The organism is Paenibacillus tianmuensis, assembly GCF_900100345.1.
Classification (GTDB): Bacteria; Bacillota; Bacilli; order Paenibacillales; family NBRC-103111; genus Paenibacillus_G; species Paenibacillus_G tianmuensis.
Genome location: NZ_FMTT01000027.1, coordinates 24,521 through 47,064 on the forward strand (window position 1 = coordinate 24,521; position 22,544 = coordinate 47,064).

Consider the following 22,544-nt stretch of genomic DNA (forward strand, 5'->3'; position numbering starts at 1 on the left):
ATGTTATGCATTCGATTTGGTTACAATTTTGTAGTAGGTGTTCACAGTTAAGAAGTAATAAACGATGTACATGCAAGCGTAGGTGCCTATGCAGATCAAGACGGGAATCGCCAGATTCGTATGGATGAGTCTGGATAGAGCGGTTAAAGCGACGGCGCAATGCGCAATTCCCGCGATTAACGGCAGGGCGAAGACGAATAAAATTTGTTTGGCGATCGATTTTCGAATTTCTTTTTTGTTCAAGCCGATCTTGTGCAAAATGACGTAGCGGTCCTTGTCCGCATTGGCTTCCGTAAGCTGTTTAAAGTAAATAATACTTCCCGTGGCGGCGAGAAAAACCAATCCCAGGAACCCGCCCATAAAAATGATGAGTCCGGTGGATTCCATACCGGCGGCATAATCCGTATAGAAGCTGGAAAAGCGTGCTTCCCGCGGCAGCATGGATTGAATCTCGCTCGTTAATAGCTTGGCGTCGTCCTCGTGCGTAATCTTGTAAGCTTCCAAATTCACGATAGGGGCTTCTTGTTGCAATCTGGCAAAGACCTCATCGCTAACGACGACCGTCGTACTCGCCGTCCGAAGATTGAGGACGTTATACCGCTTTAAGCTTGTGAAGGTAACGTTCTCCGCAAGCTCCTTCGCCTTCAAGGACACCGTCGAGCTTACATATTCGGGCGATAGTCCTTCGTAATACCCCGCATCCAATACGGCCGCTTCTTGTCCATGCAGCGCCAGCGAATCTTTTCGTTGCTGGACTTCCGCCAGTTTGTTAAAAGCTGTATTGGTAATGACGGTATAGCTCACGATATCGCTGGAAATTTTACTGTTTAGGCTCGTAATATCTACCTTCATTTGCAGGGCCGGAATGCGCTCATGATAAACAACCTCGTGCTTCCTATCGCGCGAAACCCGGTCTTGGACTTCATTCGTTGTGCGTTGGTCGTTCGCTATAAACATCATGCTGTTCGGATTGGCAAGCACGACGCTGCTTCGGTTGTTGTAATAGAAGCTGTACGCCGTTCCGACAGCCGTCAATGTCGTCGCGCTCAGGACGGCAATGATCGTTAACGTGCGGGCATTTCCTTTCATACGGTACAGAAGCTGGGAGGTGCTGATGAGATGGATACCGTTCCAAAATCGCTTTTTGTTGTTCCGGGCCATCTTTAACAGGTACACGATGAAGGTACTGTACAGTAAATAAGTACCTATAATCACGGTAATAATGATCACGAGCGGCGTTACCATGAAGCCTATTGTACGCCAAACGGCCGACTCCAATAGGTTTTGAAGCGCCAGCCAGTAGCCGATGCCAATGCATAGTACGGCTAACAACGCCATCACCAAGGAGGCTTTCGGTTCTTGCTCCCCCTCTTTGTCCGCCTGAAACAGCTCGATTAATTTGAACCGGTAAATCAATCGGTACCCGTGAAGCGACGTAATGACGGTAATCACGGTGAATACAACGATCGTATGGATCACTGCTTGCGGCGAAATATGAAAATTCGCCATTGCGTCGTAGCCCATGATCTTCATCAAAAGCGTCACAAACCCTTGGGACAATAGGGACCCGAGCAAGATGCCGATCAGGAGAGCCAAGAGGCCCATCATCAAGTTTTCGTAGAACAGCATCCGGCCGATTTGCTTCTTCCGCACGCCGAGCAGCGAGTACAGGCCGACTTCTTTTTTACGCTTGCGGGTGAAGAAGGCATTGGAGTACCAGATGAAAATAGCGACGAAAATCATTAAGACCGCCGAAGCTCCGTTAAAGACAGAGCTGATTTTGGTCGACGCGTCCGATGTAGCCAGGATCGTCGAATCGTATTTTAACGAAACGAATGTAAAGTAGATGACGATGCTAAAAATCATCGAAGCAAAGTACAGGAAGTAGTTGGTGAAGTTTTTCCGGATGTTTTTTCCGGCAAGCTGAACTAGCGTCATTTACCGCCCACCTCCAAGTGAAGCAAGGACGTCCAATATCTTCTGGAAAAATTCCTGCCGCGATTGCTGGAGCTTATGAATTTCGGCGTACATGCTGCCGTCTTTAATAAACAAGATTCGTTTGCAGAAGCTTGCGGCGAACGCGTCATGCGTTACCATCATGATCGTCGATCGATGCCGTTCGTTGAGCAGGGTCAAGCTTTCGAGCAGGCCGGTAGCCGATTTCGAATCCAGTGCGCCCGTCGGCTCGTCCGCCAAGATCAAGCTCGGATTGGCGACAATGGCTCGCGAAGCGGCCGTCCGCTGTTTCTGGCCCCCGGAGATGTGGTAGGGATATTTATCGAGAATATCCCGAATGCCGAACGTATCGGCGATTTCATGGACACGCGCTTCGATTTCCTTGGCCGGAACCTTCGATAAGGCGAGCGGAAGCAAAATGTTTTCCTTCACCGTCAGCGTATCGAGAAGGTTATAGTCCTGAAAAATAAAGCCGAGCTGATTGCGGCGGAAGTCCGACAGTTGTTCCTCGTTCATCTTCACGATATGTTGACCGGCGATGACGATTTCTCCGGACGATGGGGTATCGATGGTGGACAAAATATTGAGCAAGGTGGATTTCCCTGCCCCCGAAGGCCCCATGATACCGATAAACTCACTTTCCTTCACTTCCAGATCGATATCTTCTAGCGCTTTGTATTGATTTTCCTTCGTGCCGTATATTTTCTGAACGTTACTTGCCTGTAAGATGGTTTTCATTGCAATCCTCCTTGTATCTCTACAAAGACGATTATAGTTCGCCGTACCTTACAGCGTTTTAATAGGAACCTTACAGGAACCTTAAAAAAAGTAGGGGGATGAGAAAGGGGGTTGTAAACAAGCTTTATGATCCTGATCCCCTTTTTTGAAGGATTTTTTGGTAATTTGTCGAAAACAGATTATCATGTCAAACTTCGACAAAAAAAGGAATAGGCGGGTCAAGAAAAATGCGGCGATCTATTTTTATACTTATCATTTTCATGATGTCGGTCATGCTTGAGGATTCGCTACGAACGGCTCATGCGGAAGAACAGCGGATCGAGGTCATCCTAGACGGCGAACGAATGACATTTCCTACGGACCCGGTGCTCATCGACGGTTCGGTGTTCGTCCCCATGCGTACTTTATTCGAAAACCTCGGGTACCGTGTGAAATGGTTTTTGAACAAGCAGTACATTTCCGCAGAAAAACAAGGCAAAACACTGGATATGGAAATAGATTGGCCCTATGCGTCTGTGGACAATGAACAAATAATTCCCTTGTCCTTGCCGCCGCGTTTGATCGATGGCAGCGCCTATGTGCCTTTGCGGTTTGTCGGTGAAGTTTCGGGCATGCGTGTGAAATGGGACACCGCATCGAAAACGGTATTCATACAAGATGCTATAGACGAAATACTCAGGGAGACGCTGACCGACGCGCTCAAGCCCGATTCGTACGAAGAGCAAGGTGTGCTTCCCTACCGTAATCTAACGATGGACTTTGACAAACAAAGACGCTTGATCACGTTTACGATCGAGTTAAATGACGGTCGTCTGAAGTCCGGCTCCTCCGCAGGGGCGAGCCATCCGTTTGCTCAGTACATATCCCTCGCCGAAAAACGCTTGCCCGAAACAGCGATGTCTTTGTATCGAAAAGTATCAAAAGAGGCAAAGGAAGTACACATTCGAGTCGTGTATGAGAACCACCTGCTTCAGCAATATTCGGTCCCCAATCCCAATGAGATGAACGAGCCTGATCCTAGTTTTGTCGTCGAAGCGAACGGCACCGGCCAAATCGCGCTAAAGTATTTTGACCAAGAAGGAAGAGGGCTCAGCCTCTCTCCTCCCGCGGGCATGGATCTGATTGAGGAGTCCAAGATTGCTTCGACGGTCAGAACCCACCTGAAGGCGATTCGTGAGGGAGATGCTAGCCTCTATCTGAACACGATCAGTGATACTAGCGACCAGAAGGCTGCTAAGGCTAACGCCGACTATATCCAGGCGCATCCAATAGACGTCACACCAGAGAAGATGGCCTTTCTTCACATGACCGATCGAATGGCAATCGTTACCGTTTCAGAGCAGTACCGGATTAGTTCACAACTGCGAAAGCGCGAGCCGTATTATGTGCTGATCCGGACGACCGATGGCGATTGGAAGATGGAAGGGAATGACTCCTCCCGACTTGACTACTACTGGGACGGTCAAATTTCCAAAGATGGTTATGAACTTGAACCCTTTACCGATAAGGACAAGAGCGAGGTTCGCAAACTGCTTGAGGCAAGGTTATCCGCCATGAATGCTGAGGACGTGGAAGCCTATGAGGCAACTAACGACCCTGCCTCCCTGAACTCCGGGAGGATCCCGATGGCCGAACAGTTTAAAAAATCCGAGCTGGAGTACCAACTGTTCCCTGAGGACTTGACTTTTATTGGAACAAAAACAGATCTAATAGACATCTTAAGCAGCACGGACACTGTCCGACTGTATTATGTGACGGGGCATGTGCTGTACAAGAAAAAACCATCGGACAATTCGTATTTTCGGAGCCAGCATCGGTTTGTGTTGTATGCGCTGAGCAAGAAGGACGGCCGGTACTTTGTGTGGGAAACATCGGAGCTCGGAGTTCGCTACGCCAGCATGTATTCTCTAGAATCCGCGGCACGTTTGTTGGATCCGAATTTCAATCCGTTGAAAGGGCACGAGCTCAAGCGGTAAACGACGCAAGGATACGTCGGCAAGCTTAAGCTATTCAATATGAGTAAGAAGAAAGTCGCTAGGCACGGATGCCTTCCTGGTGGCTTTTGTCACCTGTTTTAGCAAGAAAGAGTTATTTCGCATCATGTCATTATCGCAAAAATGGAGCTTTGTCACTATTAGAGTGACAAAGCTCCATTTTTGATTTTGTGGGATTTACCCTATGGAGACGAACCGTGGGCGGGTAAATCCACAATCCGCCGCCAAGTATTGAATCGGATGTTTGGAGACGTTGCTTGAATCCCAGTTCAAAATTTAAGATCGATAGATCGGTCGCTTCGAATATTGATCCATATCCTCGCATATTCCGTGTAAAACATCAGGAAGTACTGTTTATAGCTTTTTGCTACTGTTTTGCTACAAAAAGGACAGGAGATTAGAGAAAGTTAGAAATATTAAGGTTATGTGCTTGTTTATAAATCATTCACTTTTTCTACTGTGATATACGTTTAGGAATTGTGATAACTTTTTGGAGATCAAAATCCAAGTCCCTGTTTACATATTTGTCGAAAAATTCACTATCTACCCCTGTCATTTGATGAAAAAAAGATATTTCAACTGTCCATTCTTTTTCTATCATCTGACGAACATCTACAAGTTTCTTAGTTGCAATAAAATCAATTATGGTTTTAATTTTCAGTGGTTTCTGAAGTAAAATTGACTTATCCAGTGGCTCCACTTCCAGATAGCTTTTTCGATGTAATGCAGCATAAAAATTTCGATGATCTTTTGCTTCAATAATCCCTAATTTATTCGCTCGATAACCCAATACTTGCAATGATACCTTCCACTTTCTTTTCAAATCTAGATAAGCATCTGGATTTGTAATAGCCGTAATCTCTTCCATGTCAACTATAAACTCGTCTTCTGGCAATAAAAATGCTCCTGCAAATAAATTAGCCTCATTCTCAAAATGTTTATGTTCTTTTCTGTTTAAACTTGTGAATTCAACCCGATAATGGAGCAACAAATGGCCTAGTTCATGTGCAAGATCAAAATTTCTTCGTGCAGCGGATTGTTTTATATTTCCCAAAATTATATAAGCTCGGTTTTTTCGGGTCCATAAACTGTAGGCATCAATTTCTTCACCAATTGCTTTTTCAAATACGAAAACTCCACTCTTTTCAATTAAATACATGAGTTCATCGTTTGTGTCATGTAAAAAGCCCAGCTTTTCCCTCGCTAACTGAGCCACTTTATTGATTTGAGTCAACCTACTGTCGTCTGTTCTGTTTAAGTAATCAATTACTTCATCCCGTAACTTAACAATTTTCAATGTCGGGAGACTAATTTTAGCTGTAATATGCTCTACAAACGCATCCAAAAATTCAACATGCTTTGCTTCTGACTGCGTCCTTGAAATTGTATTCATTATCTTTGAACGATAAGCGATATTCATTACATCGACATTTGAAGTTACATTATAAAGTGATATCATGTCTTGAGTATAAAAATACTTACTCTTCACTTTAAATATTCGCTTTAACTCGTTTACAATTTGCACTTTGGGTGTTGTATACGAATTTTCATACTGCCAAATCGCTTGTTCGGTTACATCCAACATTTCAGAGAGCTGTTTTCTAGAATAACCATGCATGATTCGTAAATTGGTAAGATTTTCACCAATGAACATGCTTGCTCCCTCCTTACCTCTAACTATTCAATTTGTTGCTCATCATCCAATATTCCGATATCGTATGCCGCCGGATCCATAATTTCCTCACCCATCTCTGGTGCAATCACTTCACGATCCTCATCAGTTAATTCTGCACCAAATATAAAGTCAGATAGATCTTCAACTAAATACGCCACATTATCACTTGGATTAGGCAAATAATGTTTTACTTCAGAAATCTGATATGCCTCATCAAGGGCATATGTAAGGATATGAAACTCAGTATAAGACGATTGAAAGTTTTCTAATTCTTCTTTCACCCGGTTCTCAGAAACAAAAAACGAAAGTTGCTCATATCTCTCAAATATTTTACCTTCTTGATGGAAATCTGAAAACACCAAGTCTTTATTAATTTTAGATAGTTCATGTAAATAAGTTCGATGTGATCCTTTATTACCTTTATTCGCAGGTAATTTAGACTGTGAAAAACATTTCTCGTTAAAATATGCTGCATTCTTAATTAGAAAAAGAATCTTAGACTCGCCATGAATAAATTGAAGATAGTCCCATGTTAAGCCTGCTTTAGATTTTTTATATTTAAAACCATAGTCAACACACTCTTCTGCAATTTTACTTTCAATGAAATTTCCTTTAGTCCATGCAAACGCTGAACTTATCTTCATTTTCACCTTTCTATCCTTACGATGTTCGATGTACTCACGATACCCTTCTACAATAGCTTCAACAATCATTTTATTATGCTCAGAATTAAATTTATATTGTTCCAAATTTATCACTCCTATTCATAATAAATAAGCCTTCTTTAGTTTAATTCAAAACCATGCTTTTGGAAATGATTTTTTGTTGTTTTATTAAAGTTATTTCAAAAATACCAGTCCATATTTAAACTTACCACATACAACCTAGAACTATGGGTCAAGGAAAAGCAAAAATCCACAACCTTTAGGTTGTGGATTTAGCATATGGAGACGAGGAAAGTCGAACCCCAATCTGAAGATAGCGCCACACAGTCCTCTACGAATGCGTCACGGTTTTGACCCCCTAGGCCCGGCGTTACTGCTTCGTGGGACACCATACCAACTGAAGCTTGCGATTCACAGCCTCGGCGAATCAGAGTTCCAATAACATCGCTGGTGATTTCTAAGGGTTCTTGCGACCTTCGGAGATCACCGGCTTCTTTTTTTCTGATCGCCGAATAAAAGGCGCGGACAGCCAATAGATTGATAAAGAGAAGTTGGGACATGGCCTCGGGGCAGACCGTTTGTCCGGCGGGCCGCTGTCGAGAACCGAAGCGTCCGACAAGGAGGGGAACTGCCGATGCTTCACTTGGTCGCCTGTATCAAGCAGGTGCCGGATACGAAAATCATCAAGATGAACCCGAAAACGAACACGATGGACCGCTCCAGCGCGCCGGCCATCCTCAATCCGTACGATGCGCATGCCGTCGAAGAAGCGGTGCGTCTCAAGCAGCGTTACGGAGGAACGGTGTCCGTCGTGACGATGGGACCGCCGCCCGCGGTCAAGGCGATCCGCAAATGCATCGAGATCGGCGCGGACGAAGGCTACCTGATCACCGACCGCGCATTCGCCGGGGCGGATACGCTGGCAACCAGCTATTCGCTGACGAAGGCGATTGACAAAATCGCCAAGATCAAGCCGATCGATCTAATCCTCTGCGGCAAAATGACCATCGACGGTGACACCGGCCAAGTCGGTCCGGGCATCGCCCGCAGACTGGATATTCCGCCGCTGACAAACGTCCGCAAGATCGTGGAAATGAACAAGGACGAAGGCTACGCCATCATCCACCGCAAGCTGGAGGACGGCTACGAGGTCATCCGTTCGACGCTGCCGTGTCTGTTCTCCGTCGAAAAGGACATCAACGACATTCCGTATTCACCGCTGCCCAACGTGCTGCGGGCGGCGCGGTACCAGCCGGTCGTTTGGTCCGTGGACGACTTGGAGGGCGTGGACCGCACGAAGCTCGGCCTCAAAGGCTCCCCGACGATCGTCGCCAAAGTATGGCCGCCGGAGAAGCCGAAGGGCGGAGAGCTGCTGGAGGGAACCCCTGCGGAGCAGGCGGGCAAGCTGCTGTCGATTTTGCTGGAGAAAAAAGAGCTCTTCCGCGTCCAAAACGGAGGTGATAGCGGATGAACCTTCAGGATTACCGCGGCGTGTGGGTGTTCATCGAGCAGAAGAACGGCACGATTGCGCCAGTGTCGCTGGAGCTGCTGGGGGCCGGGCGGAAGCTCGCGGATAAGCGCGGCGTGCCGCTGGCGGGCATCCTCATCGGCGACGGCGTCCGATCTCTGGCCGCCGAGGTCATCGCTTACGGAGCGGACGCTGTGTACTTGTACGACGCCCCAATCTTCCATCACTACCGGACGGAATCATACATGCGGGCCGTGATCGAAGCTTGCCAGAAGCACCAGCCGGAAATTTTCCTGTTCGGCGCGACGTCAACGGGCAAAGACCTGGCCAGCGCCGTGGCGACGGATCTCGCGACGGGGCTGACGGCGGATACCACGCAGTTGGACGTCGATGCGGACACCGGGCTGCTGGAAGCGAGCCGTCCGGCGTTCGGGGGCAACATTATGGCCACGATTTTGTGCAAAAAGGACCGCCCGCAAATGGCCACCGTGCGCCCGAAGGTCATGAAGCGGCTGGCCCCGGACCGGCTGCGCAAGGGGGAGTTCGTCGAGGAAGCCGTCTCCATCTGCGAAGAGGACCTACGCACGAAGGTGCTGGAGATCGTCCGCGATACGGCGCAGCGGGTGCGGATCGATGAGGCCGATGTGATCGTCGCCGGGGGCAAAGGGCTCGGCGGACCGGCCGGCTTCGATCTGATTCACCGGCTGGCGGAGACGCTGGGCGCTTCTGTCGGGGCGAGCCGCGATGCGGTGGAGGCCGGTTGGATCGAGCATCATCACCAGGTCGGGCAGACAGGCGTCACCGTGACGCCAAAAATTTATTTTGCCATCGGCATTTCCGGGGCGATCCAGCATTTGGTCGGGATGCAGAACTCGGGGCTCATTATCGCCATCAACAAGGACCCCGCCGCGCCGATCTTCGGGTCCTGCCACTACGGCATCGTCGGCGATGCATTCGTCATCGTCCCGTTGCTGATCGAAGCGTTCCAAAAAGCGCTGCAAAGCGAGGTGCCTCAATATGGCTGAAAAATTCGACGTCATCGTGGTCGGCGCAGGTCCGGCTGGGACGTCTTGCGCCTATACGTTAGCCAAGGCGGGTGTAAACGTTCTGCTCATCGAAAGAGGAGAGTACCCCGGCTCGAAAAACGTCATGGGCGGCGTCCTGTACCGCAAAACGATGGAAGACATCATTCCGGGCTTTTACAAGGACGCGCCCGTCGAGCGACCGATCGTCGAGCAGCGCTACATGATGCTGGATAAAGAATCGGCGGTCACCTTCAGCTACAAAGGGCTGGAGTGGGGGCAGGAGCCGTACAACAACTTCACCGTGCTGCGGGCCAAGTTCGACCAGTGGTTTGCGGAGAAGGCGGTGCAGCAGGGCGCGCTGCTGATCAACGAGACGGTCGTGCTCGAATGCATCACCCGGGACGGGCGAGTGGTCGGCGTCCGCACCGACCGCCCGGATGGGGACCTGTATGCCGACGTCGTGGTGCTCGCGGACGGCGTCAATTCGCTGCTGGCCAAGTCGCTCGGCTTCCATAAGGAATTTCGCCCGGACGAAGTGGCGCTGGCCGTCATGGAAGTGCTGAAGCTGGACCGCAAAACGATCGAAGACCGGTTCAGCTTGGAAGGCGACCAAGGCTGTACGTTCGAGATTTTCGGCGATTCCACCCATGGCATTCTCGGCACGGCGTGGCTGTATACGAACAAAGACAGCTTGAACATCGGCGTCGGGGCCATGCTGTCCGGGCTGATCAAGCGCAAGCTGAAGCCGTACGAGCTGCTGGAGTATGTCAAGACACATCCGATCCTGCGGCCGTATATCCAAGGCAGCGAGCAGCAGGAATATTTGGCTCACCTGATCCCCGAGGGCGGCTATCGCTCCATGCCGAAGGTCGTCGGAGACGGCGTGATCGTGGTCGGAGACGCGGCCCAGTTCGTCAACGCCATTCACCGCGAAGGCTCGAATATGGCGATGGCATCCGGCGTGCTGGCGGCGGAGACGATTCTGGAAGCGAAGGAAGCGGGCGATTATTCCGCCGCACGGCTCGATAAGTACCGAACCCGGCTGCTGGACGGCTTCGTCGGCCAAGACTTGAAGAAGTACAAGGACGCGACGCATCATTTTGAGAAATACCCGCATTACTTCGAAAAATATATTCCGCTCATGAACCGGGCGGCGGGCGAGCTGTTCACTGTCGACGGGACGAGCAAGAGAGAGAAGCAGCGCAAAATCTGGCAGGGTATCGGCACCGCCGGCGAGAAGTTCAAGATCGCCCAAGATTTGTTCAAGGCATGGAGGGTGATGAAATGAGCGACCAGCCCAAGGGAAAAGGGCAGACCATCGAAGAGAAGCAGTACTTGATCCGCTTCAAGGCGGATACGAACTCCCACCTCCACGTGCTCGACTACGATATCTGCGCGACGAAGTGCCCCGACAAGATTTGTACGATTTTTTGCCCAGCCGAAGTGTACAAATGGGAAGAGATCCGGATGCATGTCGGATACGAGGGCTGTCACGAGTGCGGAAGCTGCCGCATCGGCTGCCCGCATCAGAACATCAAGTGGGAATATCCCAAGGGCGGTCACGGGATCATCTTCCGGCTGGGGTAGCTGCGCTATGTTCGCGGTGGGGGACTGCGTCATCTTTATCCCGGACGGGGCGAGGGGAACGGTGATCGCCGTCAATGGGTCGTTCTGTCACATCGTTTGGGAAGATTGGTTTACGAGCTGGGAAAAAACCGAGGAGCTGCGGAAAGAAAAAGAATGAACAAAAAAGAGAAGGAGCGTATCCTTCTCTTTTCGTTGCTTACTTGATCGTTTGCAGCAGTTCGTTTAAGGCTTGCGTCAATCCGTCATTCAATTGGGACAACGCTTGCTTGTCCAGAGGGCTCTTTTGGGAACCCGCCACTTCCGGGTTCAGGCTTTTTTCGAGCTTCTCGTACAGCTCGGCATTGCGGGGGCGCACACCGTCCTCGAAGGTGCTCCATACGTCTTCCAATTTAGGTCCGAGCTCTTTCACCTTCGCTTCGTTCCCCGCTTCGATTTCTTTTTTCAAATCGCCGACGATGCCAAGCATTTGAGTGGCTCCGGCTTTGATCTGGTCGGCGGGAATTAATTTTTGCGACAGCTCGTACAGCGTTTGGATCAATTGGTCGTTGGCTTTGGACAACACTTCTTTATTCAGGGGAGATGCTTTGGTCGCCGCGATGGCCGGGTCGAGATTTTTTTCGATTTTCTCATACAGGTCCAGGTATTTCGGCTTGACTCCGTCCTCGAAAGCGCCCCAAGCGTCTTCCAACTTAGGTCCCAGCTCTTTGATCTTGGCTTCGTCGCCGGCCGCTGCCGCTTTTCTCAGCTGCTTCGCCGTTTTCAGCAGTTTCGCGGTTCCTTCTTTGATCGCCGCGTCAGATACGGCTTTGTTCTCGGTTTTGAACGGTGCGGGGGAAGCTTGTCCGTTGTTCGCTTGGGCCGATGGAGTCGGCGCAGAGCCGCAGGCGGACAGGAGCGCGGCGGAGAGGAGCAGGGTAGCGGTGATCAGGGACACATGCTTGTTCATTACAAATACCTCCGATGTAAAGGATCTAGGATGTTAATTTGGCCGTGCGTTTGCTGATGCGGCTCCCAATGAGGAAGGCGAGAGCGACGAAAGCGACCGTGAACTGAGGGATGGTGCTTTCCCATGAAGGGAACATCCCGAGAAAATCGAGGCTGGGCAGCAGAGAGCTGTTCGATGTCCCCAGCGTTCCGGCCAATTGCAGGCTGTGAATGCCCAGACCGGTAAATTTGATGCACAGATAAAAGACGATCAGACTCGACACCAGGAAAAACGGCCGGACCGGCAGCTTCATGCCCACGTACAGCATGAGGAAGGTGAGGACGGCCAAGATGCCCAAGCCCAGCAAAATACCCAGTAGAAGCTGCTGCAAGCTGATCTGATTCACCATTCCGATCAAGAACAGCACCGTCTCGGTGCCTTCCCGGAAAATGGCAAGGAAGGAAAGCACGGCAAGGGAAAATACGTTGCCTGTGCTCAGCGCCGTTTCGGTTTTCGCGCGGATATAGTCATTCCACTGCTTGACGTTGGATTTGCTGTGCAGCCAATAGCTCATATACAGCAGCATGGCGGCAGCGAAAATTCCCGTCCAGCCCGCGATAAGAAAGTTATTGGTGCCGAAAGCTCCCGAAGAAAACACAAACTTCACGATAACGGCCAAAATGCCGCTCAGGGCAAGCCCTGCAAGAACGCCCGACCAGATCCATCGGCTTCCTTTGGCCGACTTGGATTTTTTCACAAAAGCGAGCAGCGCGCCCACGACAAGCAGCGCCTCCAGCCCTTCCCGAATCGGAATCATGGCCGCATCCCACATGGTGTAGGTCGTCTTTTCCGCAAGCGGCGAAAGATACGCGATCATGTCGTCGATCCGTTTCTCCGCGGCATCGTACTGCTGCTTGGTGATCATGGCCTGGATCACGACCATGTCCCGTTCGGAATCGCTGTAAACGGAAGCGGATTGCGCGACGACATGGCCTTCGACGCTGAGCCAGCTCTCGCGCACGTTGCCAATCCCTTGCAAAGCCGCGGTTTGGTCGTGTCCGGCAACGCTTTCTTTCGTTTGCTTCAGCAGGGTAATAAAGCCGGGTAGCGTGATGTTGTTTTCCTTGCCGTCCGTTCCTTCGGCATATTGGCCGTGAACGTAACGTTCCAGCACTTGCCGAAGCAGCTGGAGCGCGGAAACGATATCTTCCGGCTGATTGACCAGAAACGCATAATCGACTTGCCCCATCTGGGATTCAATGTCTTTGTAGGCCGCTTTGGAATCGGCCTTGACCGTATCCTCCACGTCCATCCATTGATCATGGAATTGATCGTACAAGGCTTTGGCCTTGGCCTGATCTTGTTTTGCAGCATCCAACGCTTGCGAGATGACCGCGCCGGCTTTGGTCATATGCTCGACACCTTCGCTGGAAGCCTTCGCCAACAGAGGATGAAACAACAGGCTGAACGCCAAAACAAGGCCAACTAAAGCGAAAAACGGTTTGTGCATGGGAACCCCCGCTCTCAAAAAAATGGAACCTAATTAACATTGATAATCATTATCAATAACATTAACGTGTTTAATTTTACTTGAACGCAAATTAGCAGGTCAATAAAAATTTTACCACTAAACGATAGTAAATGTTACCAGTCTGAACCTGTTGCCGGGGTCTATGGTTCAGGTTTGGCGGCTACCGTTTTTTGCACAATTTTATCCCCTAAAAAATGGAATGTATCCCTACCTGCCCTGCCGAAGCCATGGTTAAATGAGAGTACAAGCCCAGTTCGAAAGGGGGTGAGCTTGCCGCAGTCATCGTTTGATGGAAGGTATCCCGGTATTTTTTATCCATATTTCAGGAGGGATTCATGAATGAGTTTTGCGCAAATCGCGTTTCGGCGCACAATTAGGAAAGCGTTTTCTTTAACCGTAGTCGCTTTGCTCCTGCTTAGTCTGATTCCGGCGATGGCGCTCGGCGCGGTCGAGTGGCAGCCGAACACCGCCTACAAGGCCGGCGATGTGGTAACGCATGCGGGGCAGACGTACACCTGCTTGCAACCGCATACATCGCTGAACGGCTGGGAACCGCCGAACGTCCCGGCCTTGTGGAAGGCGGGCGGCAGCGGCGGAACGGATACGCAGCTGCCGACCGCTCCGTCCGGCTTGAAGGCGACGGGCAAAACGTCCAACAGCGTGACCCTCGCTTGGAACGCTTCGACGGATAACGTAGGCGTCACCGGCTACGACGTGTACAACGGCTCTGCAGTCGCGGCGGGCGTGACGGGAACGACCGCCACAATCGGAGGCTTGTCCGCGAACACGGCGTACACGTTCACGGTAAAAGCGAAGGACGCGGCAGGCAACGTGTCCGCCGCAAGCCAAGCCGTCGCGGTGACGACGGACCCGGCGTCGGGCGATACGCAGCCGCCGACAGCGCCGATGAATCTGACCGTTACCGGGAAAACATCGTCCAGCATCTCGCTGTCCTGGACCGCTTCCACGGATAACGTGGGCGTCACCGGCTATACGGTGGATTACGGCTCCGGCTCTCTGAGCGTCGCGGGTACAACGGCGACGGTGACCGGGCTTGCCGCCGACACGGCATATACGTTCACCGTGAAGGCGAAAGACGCGGCCGGCAACGTCTCGGCCGGAGCGAGCGTGCAAGGGAAGACCGAACCGGCGCCGTCCGGAGGTGGGGGCAAGATTGTCGTCGGCTATTGGCATAACTTCGATAACGGGTCCTCGGTGCTCAAGCTGCGGGACGTTTCGAAGAAATACGACGTGATCAACGTCGCTTTTGCCGAGCCGGTTTCTCCCGGCAGCGGTACGATTGCCTTTACGCCATTCAATGCTACGGTGGACGAATTCAAAGCGGATGTCGCGTATTTGAAGGGTCATGGTAAAAAGGTGCTGATCTCCCTGGGCGGCGCCAACGGCACGGTTACGCTATCCGATGCGACGAAGAAGCAGCAATTTATCAGCACGATGACCTCGATTATCCAGACGTACGGCTTTGACGGTATCGATATCGACCTGGAAGGCAGCTCAGTCGCGCTGAACGGCGGTGATACGGACTTCAAAAACCCGACAACGCCGGGCATCGTGAATCTGATTGAAGCGGTTCGTACGCTCAGCAGCACGTTCGGCAGCGGCTTCGTGCTGACGATGGCGCCGGAGACGGCATATGTGCAAGGCGGGATGGGCGCTTACGGCGGCCCTTGGGGCGCGTACCTGCCGATCATCCACGCGCTGCGCGACAAGCTGAACTATATTCACGTTCAGCATTACAACAGCGGCTCGATGATGGGGCTTGACGGCCGCTCTTACGCACAAGGCACGGCAGATTTCCACGTCGCCATGGCCGAGATGCTGCTGAAGGGCTTCCCGGTCAATAACAATGCGAATAACGTCTTCCCGGCGCTGCGTCCGGAGCAGGTCGCCATCGGCGTACCTGCGGTACCGAGCGCGGCCGGAGGCGGATATACATCGGCGGCCGAGGTGCAGAAGGCGATCACGTATCTCGTCAAGGGCACGTCGTTCGGCGGCAGCTACAAGCTGCAAAACCCGGCCGGCTATCCCGGCTTCAAAGGACTCATGACTTGGTCCATCAACTGGGATGCGGCGAGCGGCTACGGCTTTGTCAACAGCCACCGTTCTTTCTTGGACGGCCTGAAATAACGGTATTGGCGTAACTTAAAAAAGCCTCCGGCTTCTATGGATTTAGCATCCATAGGCTCGCCGGAGGCTTTATTCGTGCGACCGATTAATGACCGGTGGTATAAGTGTCAGGGGAAGCGCCGTCCAGAAACGGGCTGCGCTCGCCGATATGGTACACGTACAGCTCGTGCATCGCCCGTGTGCAAGCCGTGTAGAACAGCTTGCGCTCGGCTTCCCGGCCGTATTGCTCCATCGAGGCGTTGTAGATGACGACCGCGTCGAACTCGACGCCTTTGGCCAAGTACGACGGGATCACCAGCACGCCGGGCTCGAAGGAGGCCGTCTCCGTCCCGACGAGGCGAAGCGGAACCCCTGCCGCTTGCAGCGCGTCGCACGCTTCCCGGCTTTCCGCCGCCGTCTTGCAGATGACGCCGATCGTCTTGTGGCCGTCTGCCAGCAGGGCCCGGGTTCGCCCGGCGACCTTGGCGCCCAGATCGGCCCGATCCGCCGCTTCCGTGACGACCGGCAGGCTGCCGCCGCGGTTGAACGGCTCGATGGCCGTGCCGTCCGCCAGCAGGCCGCGGGTGAACTCGACGATCTCCCGCGTCGAGCGGTAGCTTCGCGTCAGCACGTTCGTCTCCGTATGCTCCGGCCCGTACAACGAGGTCAGCGGCGCGAAGCCGTCCGTATTGGCGGAGGAATGCGCGTAGATGGCTTGGTTCCAATCGCCGAGCACGGTCATTTTGCTGCGCGGGAACAGCCGCCGGATGAACGCGAATTGGAACGGCGTGTAGTCCTGGCCTTCATCGATGAAGACGTGGCGGACGGTATTGTTCGTCTGGAAGCCCTCGATTCGCTCCTTCAAGTACAAATACGGCGCCCCGTCCTCGCTGGCCAACTCGCCGCGCTCCAGCTTCTCCGCCGTCTGCTTGCATATGTCCTCCCAATGCGGCGGCAGGCTGTCTTCGGGCGCGAGGTCGGCAAAGCGTCCCGGCTCGGCGAACAGCTGCCGGTACACGGAGGGAATGTCGATGAATTCGAGCCGCTTGGCGCTCACGCGGAGCGGCTTGAAATGTTCCTGGACGACCATGACGGCCAGCAGCTCCTGCTCGCGCTGGAAGTCGTTGAACACGTCTTCGGCATGCTGTTTTCTGCGCTGCAATTGATGGTAGGCTTGCAGATACGCCTCCTTGTCGAGCAGCTCGATCTCGTCCTCGACCCACGACTTGGACCGCTCTCGCCGTCCTAGCCACTTCAGCTCCTTCAGCAGCCATTCGGAGGTCAGGATCATCCGGTTCGGAATCGGCAGCGCCGGATCGAGGCTGTAGAAATAGGCTGCGATCTGTCCGCCCGCGACGATAGGCTCCCCGCGGAAGCTCACGTCCCTGAAAAGCAGCCCTTCTCTGCCGAGCCGCTCCGCATACCGCTCCAGCATATGCATGAACGAAGTGCCCGCTTTGAACAAAATCCCTTCGATTCGCGCGTCATAGCCGGGGTCTCCGGCCGTCGTGAGCGTGTATTCCGCCTGCTCGAACGGGTCTTCCACACGGAACGTGCCGCCGAGCCGGTGCTCCAGATATTCCTGAAACGTCGTCTGCTGCATGTTTTCCTCTCCGAGCTCGGGCAGCACGGTGGAGACGTAGCTGTTGAACATCGGATTGGGCGAGAAGAGCACGATCTGCTCCGCGCTCAGCGTTTCCCGGTACCGGTACAGGAGGTACGCGACCCGCTGCAGGGCGGCCGACGTTTTGCCGCTGCCCGCCGCGCCCTGCACGATCAGCAGACGGCTGCGTTCGTTGCGGATGATCCGGTTCTGCTCCTTCTGAATCGTGGCGACGATGCTCTTCATCTGAGCGTCCGAATGCTTGCCGAGCACTTCCTGCAGCAGCTCGTCGCCGATCGTGACGCCGGTGTCGAACAAGCTGCGGATGACCGCGTCGCGAATAATATATTGCCGCTTCAGCTCCATCTCGCCGGAGATGACGCCGCCGGGCGTCTCATACTGCGCCGGTCCCGGCGGGTAGTCGTAGTAAAGGCTCGATACGGGAGCGCGCCAGTCGTAGATCAGGAACTGCTCGCCGCTCTCGTCCAGGAACGATCCGATGCCCAGGTACACGGCTTCGGCGCGCCGCTCCCCGTCTTCCAGAAAATCGATGCGTCCGAAATACGGGGTCGTCTTCAATCGTTGCAGCTTCGTCAGTTGCTTCTGGGCCTGCCGGTGGCTGTGTTCGCGGCCGGTGAGCACCTCCGCTTGCTGCTTCAAGCTTGCGTACGTTTCTATAACTTCGTCGGGAGCGTCCAAGTTGACGGTCACGTCGTCCCAAAAATGCTTGCGGATATCGACGATATCCGTCCTCAGCTCGCCGACCTCCCGCTGGAGGGTATCGATGCGCTTGCCGATGTCCCGGGTTACCCGTTCGACCCGCTCCTGCTCTTCCTGCCACACTTGCTGCATGTTAACCACGTTACCGCCCCTTTTTTCAAGAGATTTGACAATCGCCGATGCATGTGTTATTATGATAGTGGGTAAATTTAAAGAATGGAACCACATATAGGTGGCGACCAATCTCCATTTTAGCATGGTTCTGTATGCAATTCAATAGAAGCACATCATCGCACGCTAACAAACGGAGACGCACATGACGCCTCCGTTTTTTTTGTTGCATTCCCCCGCGCACCGCCAAGATCGAGAGCCGGCCCGAAAAAGGCAAGCGGCGAGGCGCCAAACCTTTCGCTTTCGCCAAGCCACTTCAACGCGCCATCAGAATAAAACGGGCATGAAAGTTTGTTTCCCTATTCACTATCGTCGTTTTTGTGGCGAAGTATACTATATACATATCGTTTTGCAAGGGGTCGTACATTCCTTATGTCACGTTGGAAGAGGGTGGGGGTATGTCGCTAAGTAACTACATTATGGAGTCCAAGTCGGTTTGCAGCCATGCGGGGATGAATCCGAAAGAGATTCCGTTTCCCAGAGTCGTGATGACGCCGAGAGAGCTGGAGGACAAGCGGCAGGACTACGAAGAAATCTTGTCCGTCATCCGGTTTTTTGGAAACAAAATCCTGGATTTGATGAAGGGCACGCCGATCTTGTTGGCTGTTGCCGACGCACGGGGGTTTATCCTGCATATGATGGGGGATGAAGCCATCAAGAACACGATAAATCAGCTCGGCATCCGCACCGGCATTCAATTTTCCGAGGAAGTTATGGGCACCAATGTGGTGAGCCTCTCTTTGAAGCACAGCGGCTACGCCATCCAATTGGTTGGCCCCGATCATTACCACGAATATCTGCATCAAACCGCCTGCTACGCCGTAGCTTTTCATTATTCCGATGTCAGCAATCTGCTCGGAAGCATCATCATTATGACGGCGATCGAATACCAGAATCCGCTGATGGTGACCATGCTGTCGACCGCCGTGGACTCGATCGAGAGGGAGCTGATGCTTCGAAAGCAGAACCGCAAGCTGGACATTATGAATCAGATTCTGATGGACAATACGCGCAACGGCATTATTATTACCGATAAAGAGGGGGAAATTACGGATTTTAATCACTTTGCTCAAGACCTTACAGGTCTGTCCAAAGAGCAAGCGCTAGGGAGGTCGGTCCTGTGTCTTGAACCCATGGGGCAATACATCTACGATGTCATCCGCCATGGGAAGAAATACGAAGATATTCAAATCAGCCTTGAGCGCAAGGGGAGCGGGACGCGCACGGTGTGTCTGTTCGACGCGTTCCCGATCTATGACGAGCACAAGCAGCTCATCGGCGCCTTCGGCCAGTTCCGGAACATTACGGACCGATACGAGGCAGAGGAAAAATACAACTATTTGGCCAATCACGACGATTTGACCAAGCTGCCCAACCGAAGGTACTACAAGCAAGTGCTTGTCCCTCTGCTGGAGCGGGCCAAGCGGGGGCTGCATCCGTCCGGAATCGCCATTATGTATCTGGATCTCGACCGCTTCAAGCTGGTCAACGACACGTTAGGACACTCCAACGGAGATCTGCTGCTCAAGCAAATTGCCGAACGGCTGACGAGCAGTCTCGAATCGACGGATCTGGTGGCCCGCATGGGCGGCGACGAATTTATGTTCCTGTTCCCGATCGTGACGGACGAGCAGCAGGTCGTGCATCGGGCCGAGCGTATTCTGGGCCTGTTCCAGCATCCGTTCAACATGAACGGGTACGAGTTTCATATTACGGCCAGCATCGGCATCGCGTTCTATCCGGACGATGGTCTCGACATCGAGATGTTGATGATTCATGCGGACACGGCGATGTACCGGGCGAAGCAGCGCGGCAAAAATCAATATGTCATCTATTCGGACGATATGCAGACGAAGTCCCACGAGAAGATCAAGATGGAAACGTCACTGCGCCGCGCGATCGACAATAACGAATTCGTGCTGTACTACCAGCCGCAAATCGATATCAAAACCGGGGATATCAAGGGCGCCGAGGCGCTGATCCGTTGGAACCACCCCGAGCGCGGGATTGTGTCTCCTTTTGAGTTCATTCCGCTAGCGGAAGAAACCGGACTTATTATCCAGTTGGATCAATGGGTACTGCGTACCGCCTGCATGCAGAACAAAAGCTGGCAGGAAAAAGGGCTGCCGCCGATGCGCGTCGCCGTGAACTTGTCCTCCCAACAATTTTCCAAAGAATATCTTGCCGAGATGGTCAAGGACATTTTGGAGGAGACTGGGCTTGAGCCGAAATTCCTTGAACTGGAAATCACCGAAACGATGACGATGGATGTGGAGCATACGATTCCGACGCTACAACAGCTGCATGATCTTGGGGTTCAAATCAGCATAGACGATTTCGGAACGGGGTACAGCTCGCTGAATTATTTGAAAAAATTTTCCATCGACCGCCTGAAGATCGATCGGTCGTTCGTGCGGGATATTATAACCAATTCCCACGATTCGGACATCGTCGGCACCATTATCGCGATGGCGCACAATCTGGGGCTGGAGGTTATTGCGGAAGGCGTCGAAGAGAAAGACCAGCTCCGTTTCCTGCAGTACCAAAAATGCAACGAAGTGCAAGGGTACTACTTCAGTGAGCCGATTCCGGCGGAGAGGTTTGAGTTGCATTTTCAGGAGCTGCAGGAGAAAGTCAAAAGAAAATATTGATGCTTTCAAAAAAGGGGATCATCATGAAAACTGTGGCTCAATTGGTAGTGGAGCATTTGATTCAATGGGGCGTTACCCATGTATTCGGCATTCCAGGCAAGCCGGTGACGCCTCTGGTCATAGAGATGGACCGGCAGGGCATCGCCTTCGTGCTGAGCAAGCATGAAGGCGGAGCGGGGTACGCAGCGGCCGGCTACGCTTTCGAAGGCGGGCGGCTCGGCGCGGCGCTGGGCACGGCGGGGCCGGGTGGCGTTAACATGCTGACCGCCGCTGGACAAGCGAAGGCGACGGGCGTACCGGTCCTGTTCTTGACCGGCCAGCCGCCGATCAAAGAGATCGGCAAGGTGCTCGGGCAGGACAGCACACCGTTCGGAACCGATCTCGTCAAGATGTTCGAGCCGGTGACGAAATTCAGCGCACGCATCGAACGTGGCGAGCTGCTGGAGACGTACCTGCGCCATGCGATCGAACAAGCCTATACCGGGGTGAAAGGCCCCGTCCATCTTTCCATCCCCCTGGACGTTTTGATGGAAGAAGTCCGACCTTTTCAAATTCCGCTGCCAACGCATTATCCGGCCGTTCTTTCTGCCAACCTCGACCAAGTGATCGAATGGCTCGATGCGGCAAGACGTCCGGTGCTGTTCGTGGGCGGCGGCGTGCACGCTTGCCGGGCTTACGAAGAGCTCCGGCAGCTGGCCGAACGATGGAACATCCCCGTGATGACGATGCCGGGAGGCAAGGGCGCGTTCGTGTCCGGGCATCCGCTGTCGCTCGGACCGTTCGGTCTTGGCGGCAACGACACGTCTAAAGCCTATATGAGCGAAGGTGTCGACGTGATGATGGTCGTGGGCAGCCAGCTCAGCGACTTGGAGCTGCCCGGACTGACGCCGGCCATGTACCCGCAGCGGATGATCCATTTCGACTATGAGCCGACGTTTATCGGCAAAGCGGTACCCGTCCCGGTGCTTCCGGTACTTGGGGACTTGAAGCGCAATCTTCAGGAACTGCTTCGCTTGACGGGTGGCCGTCGGGTAGAGCTGACAAGCTCTTATGCCGAGGTTGCAACTGCGTCGGAACCGGCCGCCGAAGCGGAGGGGCCGGCGGAGAGCCGCTGGCTGACCGGTCAACAGACGATGCGTGTTCTGCGGTCGGCGCTGCCGGGGGAGGCCGTGGTGTATGGCGATGCGGGCAGCCATTCCTTTTATGCGGTGAAGCACTTTGATATCGAAGTACCCGGGACATTCTACTTCGAAGAAGTCTATGCGACGATGGGACGCGCCATCGGGTATGCCGTCGGCGCTCAGCTCGCGGAGCCGGACAAAACGATCGTATGCCTGACCGGGGACGGATGCCTGTTCATGAACGGCACGGAAATATCGACGGCGGTGAATGCCGGCGCTCCGGTCATTTTCGTTGTGATGAACAACGGCAGTCTGGATATGGTGGAGAAAGGGATGGCCTGGCATCTGGGCCGCGCGATCGGGACGAATTACACGGTGCCGGTGCACGCCGCCAAATTCGGGGAAGCGATGGGAGCGGAAGCGTTCCGCTGCTCGACCGAAGCCGAGCTGTATGCTGCGGTGACGCAGGCGCTGGCGATGAGGCGTACGGCTGTGATCGAAGTGATGGCCGACCCGCTGGAAACTCCGCCGACGATGGAGCGCGGGTAACTGGAGAGGGTCATAAATACATAAGCAGAGGTGAGTAC

Annotated in this window: 16 protein-coding genes; 9 read left to right on the forward strand and 7 right to left on the reverse strand. The window is 53.0% G+C overall.

Features of this window, described 5'->3' with window-relative positions; genetic code table 11:
• Window positions 1–3 precede the first annotated feature (3 nt).
• Both BLO51_RS17475 and BLO51_RS17480 read right to left on the reverse strand, forming a co-directional pair.
• Window positions 4–1,938, reverse strand: coding sequence for an ABC transporter permease (locus BLO51_RS17475; RefSeq protein ID WP_090673931.1), 1,935 nt, complete (start codon window positions 1,936–1,938; stop codon window positions 4–6).
• Entirely contained in the window at window positions 1,939–2,694 is a 756-nt protein-coding gene (locus BLO51_RS17480; protein WP_090673933.1) for an ABC transporter ATP-binding protein, read from the reverse strand. It abuts the gene before it with no gap.
• A 260-nt stretch (window positions 2,695–2,954) separates the two neighbouring features.
• Here BLO51_RS17480 and BLO51_RS17485 point away from each other — a divergent pair, with 260 nt between their 5' ends.
• A complete protein-coding gene (locus BLO51_RS17485) occupies window positions 2,955–4,670 on the forward strand; it encodes a copper amine oxidase N-terminal domain-containing protein (protein ID WP_217266753.1) in 1,716 nt (571 codons plus the stop codon).
• Window positions 4,671–5,142: 472 nt separating this feature from the next.
• Here BLO51_RS17485 and BLO51_RS17490 read toward each other — a convergent pair whose 3' ends face one another.
• Together BLO51_RS17490 and BLO51_RS17495 are read right to left on the reverse strand one after the other, a co-directional pair.
• Window positions 5,143–6,342, reverse strand: a complete 1,200-nt coding sequence (locus tag BLO51_RS17490) for a spr1629 family repressor/antitoxin (RefSeq protein ID WP_090673937.1) — start codon at window positions 6,340–6,342, stop codon at window positions 5,143–5,145.
• A gap of 23 nt (window positions 6,343–6,365) precedes the next feature.
• Window positions 6,366–7,112 carry a spr1630 family ClpXP-sensitive toxin gene (locus BLO51_RS17495; RefSeq protein WP_090673939.1) on the reverse strand — a complete coding sequence of 249 codons (747 nt, stop codon included), beginning with the start codon at window positions 7,110–7,112 and terminating at the stop codon, window positions 6,366–6,368.
• A 550-nt stretch (window positions 7,113–7,662) separates the two neighbouring features.
• Between BLO51_RS17495 and BLO51_RS17500 the strand changes: the two genes are divergently transcribed.
• Genes BLO51_RS17500 through BLO51_RS29305 form a run of 5 tightly spaced genes read left to right on the forward strand, consistent with a single transcriptional unit; the run spans window position 7,663 to window position 11,265 of the window.
• The gene (locus BLO51_RS17500) at window positions 7,663–8,499 is read left to right on the forward strand and encodes an electron transfer flavoprotein subunit beta/FixA family protein (RefSeq protein ID WP_090673941.1); all 837 of its coding nucleotides are present in this window, start codon (window positions 7,663–7,665) and stop codon (window positions 8,497–8,499) included.
• Window positions 8,496–9,521 (forward strand): electron transfer flavoprotein subunit alpha/FixB family protein, encoded by a 1,026-nt coding sequence (locus tag BLO51_RS17505; protein WP_090673942.1) that lies wholly within the window; start codon window positions 8,496–8,498, stop codon window positions 9,519–9,521. Before BLO51_RS17500 ends, BLO51_RS17505 begins: the two co-directional genes overlap by 4 nt.
• On the forward strand, window positions 9,514–10,809 hold the full coding sequence (locus tag BLO51_RS17510) for an FAD-dependent oxidoreductase (RefSeq protein WP_090673944.1): 1,296 nt from the start codon (window positions 9,514–9,516) through the stop codon (window positions 10,807–10,809). The genes BLO51_RS17505 and BLO51_RS17510 overlap by 8 nt, the downstream gene beginning before the upstream one ends.
• Window positions 10,806–11,108: a ferredoxin family protein gene (locus BLO51_RS17515; RefSeq protein WP_010500576.1), complete on the forward strand. Its 303-nt coding sequence runs from the start codon at window positions 10,806–10,808 to the stop codon at window positions 11,106–11,108. The genes BLO51_RS17510 and BLO51_RS17515 overlap by 4 nt, the downstream gene beginning before the upstream one ends.
• Before the next feature lie 7 nt (window positions 11,109–11,115).
• The gene (locus BLO51_RS29305) at window positions 11,116–11,265 is read left to right on the forward strand and encodes a hypothetical protein (protein WP_167670245.1); all 150 of its coding nucleotides are present in this window, start codon (window positions 11,116–11,118) and stop codon (window positions 11,263–11,265) included.
• A gap of 39 nt (window positions 11,266–11,304) precedes the next feature.
• Here the strand turns inward: BLO51_RS29305 and BLO51_RS17520 are convergent, their stop codons facing one another.
• On the reverse strand, window positions 11,305–12,054 hold the full coding sequence (locus tag BLO51_RS17520; RefSeq protein WP_090673946.1) for a hypothetical protein: 750 nt from the start codon (window positions 12,052–12,054) through the stop codon (window positions 11,305–11,307).
• A gap of 25 nt (window positions 12,055–12,079) precedes the next feature.
• Window positions 12,080–13,543 (reverse strand): FTR1 family iron permease, encoded by a 1,464-nt coding sequence (locus BLO51_RS17525; RefSeq protein WP_090673947.1) that lies wholly within the window; start codon window positions 13,541–13,543, stop codon window positions 12,080–12,082.
• A 360-nt stretch (window positions 13,544–13,903) separates the two neighbouring features.
• On the opposite strand from BLO51_RS17525, the gene BLO51_RS17530 reads away from it, so the two are divergent.
• A complete protein-coding gene (locus BLO51_RS17530; RefSeq protein WP_090673949.1) occupies window positions 13,904–15,712 on the forward strand; it encodes a fibronectin type III domain-containing protein in 1,809 nt (602 codons plus the stop codon).
• An 85-nt stretch (window positions 15,713–15,797) separates the two neighbouring features.
• On the opposite strand, the gene helD is transcribed toward BLO51_RS17530, so the two are convergent.
• On the reverse strand, window positions 15,798–18,146 hold the full coding sequence (helD, locus tag BLO51_RS17535; protein ID WP_090673950.1) for an RNA polymerase recycling motor HelD: 2,349 nt from the start codon (window positions 18,144–18,146) through the stop codon (window positions 15,798–15,800).
• A 437-nt stretch (window positions 18,147–18,583) separates the two neighbouring features.
• On the opposite strand from helD, the gene BLO51_RS17540 reads away from it, so the two are divergent.
• Window positions 18,584–20,836 carry a putative bifunctional diguanylate cyclase/phosphodiesterase gene (locus BLO51_RS17540; RefSeq protein ID WP_090673952.1) on the forward strand — a complete coding sequence of 751 codons (2,253 nt, stop codon included), beginning with the start codon at window positions 18,584–18,586 and terminating at the stop codon, window positions 20,834–20,836.
• Window positions 20,837–20,859: 23 nt separating this feature from the next.
• The gene (locus tag BLO51_RS17545; RefSeq protein ID WP_090673998.1) at window positions 20,860–22,506 is read left to right on the forward strand and encodes a thiamine pyrophosphate-binding protein; all 1,647 of its coding nucleotides are present in this window, start codon (window positions 20,860–20,862) and stop codon (window positions 22,504–22,506) included.
• The last annotated feature ends 38 nt before the right edge of the window (window positions 22,507–22,544 follow it).

What these genes read in the sequence shown, in the direction of transcription:
- BLO51_RS17505 (WP_090673942.1), top strand. Translation starts at nt 8,496, where the DNA reads ATGAACCTTCAGGATTACCGCGGCGTGTGGGTGTTCATCGAGCAGAAG.
- BLO51_RS17515 (WP_010500576.1), top strand. Translation starts at nt 10,806, where the DNA reads ATGAGCGACCAGCCCAAGGGAAAAGGGCAGACCATCGAAGAGAAGCAG.
- BLO51_RS17540 (WP_090673952.1), top strand. Translation starts at nt 18,584, where the DNA reads ATGTCGCTAAGTAACTACATTATGGAGTCCAAGTCGGTTTGCAGCCAT.
- BLO51_RS17520 (WP_090673946.1), bottom strand. Translation starts at nt 12,054, where the DNA reads ATGAACAAGCATGTGTCCCTGATCACCGCTACCCTGCTCCTCTCCGCC.
- BLO51_RS17545 (WP_090673998.1), top strand. Translation starts at nt 20,860, where the DNA reads ATGAAAACTGTGGCTCAATTGGTAGTGGAGCATTTGATTCAATGGGGC.
- helD (WP_090673950.1), bottom strand. Translation starts at nt 18,146, where the DNA reads ATGCAGCAAGTGTGGCAGGAAGAGCAGGAGCGGGTCGAACGGGTAACC.
- BLO51_RS17480 (WP_090673933.1), bottom strand. Translation starts at nt 2,694, where the DNA reads ATGAAAACCATCTTACAGGCAAGTAACGTTCAGAAAATATACGGCACG.
- BLO51_RS17490 (WP_090673937.1), bottom strand. Translation starts at nt 6,342, where the DNA reads ATGTTCATTGGTGAAAATCTTACCAATTTACGAATCATGCATGGTTAT.
- BLO51_RS17500 (WP_090673941.1), top strand. Translation starts at nt 7,663, where the DNA reads ATGCTTCACTTGGTCGCCTGTATCAAGCAGGTGCCGGATACGAAAATC.
- BLO51_RS17530 (WP_090673949.1), top strand. Translation starts at nt 13,904, where the DNA reads ATGAGTTTTGCGCAAATCGCGTTTCGGCGCACAATTAGGAAAGCGTTT.
- BLO51_RS17510 (WP_090673944.1), top strand. Translation starts at nt 9,514, where the DNA reads ATGGCTGAAAAATTCGACGTCATCGTGGTCGGCGCAGGTCCGGCTGGG.
- BLO51_RS17525 (WP_090673947.1), bottom strand. Translation starts at nt 13,543, where the DNA reads ATGCACAAACCGTTTTTCGCTTTAGTTGGCCTTGTTTTGGCGTTCAGC.
- BLO51_RS29305 (WP_167670245.1), top strand. Translation starts at nt 11,116, where the DNA reads ATGTTCGCGGTGGGGGACTGCGTCATCTTTATCCCGGACGGGGCGAGG.
- BLO51_RS17475 (WP_090673931.1), bottom strand. Translation starts at nt 1,938, where the DNA reads ATGACGCTAGTTCAGCTTGCCGGAAAAAACATCCGGAAAAACTTCACC.
- BLO51_RS17485 (WP_217266753.1), top strand. Translation starts at nt 2,955, where the DNA reads ATGATGTCGGTCATGCTTGAGGATTCGCTACGAACGGCTCATGCGGAA.